Raw genomic sequence first — 233 nt, 5'->3', positions numbered from 1 at the left:
ATTCCAGCAGCCGCGCGCCGATGATCGACTGGTCGTAGAACGACACATCCTTCGCGTCGCGCGCCTCCTTCAGCTGGCGAATCGCCGACGGCCACGCGCCGTCGAGCGCCAGCTTCTCCGCGAGCGCACGGCGCCGCGCGAGCACGTCGCCCTTGCCGTCGCTCGCCTTTGCTAGGTAGTCCCACCAGTCCGGCTGCTCGGGGTCCGCTTTCGCCTGCTGGCGTGCGAGCAAC

At 69.5% G+C, this 233-nt stretch carries 1 pseudogene; it reads right to left on the bottom strand.

From position 1 onward, the window contains the following. Positions 1-233: pseudogene (locus SB764_RS44845) on the bottom strand (M48 family peptidase); the annotation flags it as partial.

Source organism: Paraburkholderia sp. SIMBA_027 (assembly GCF_046535315.1).
Taxonomy (GTDB): Bacteria; Pseudomonadota; Gammaproteobacteria; order Burkholderiales; family Burkholderiaceae; genus Paraburkholderia; species Paraburkholderia tropica.
Note: the sequence above shows the minus strand (reverse complement) of the source record. Positions and strands in the feature narration are given on the sequence as shown.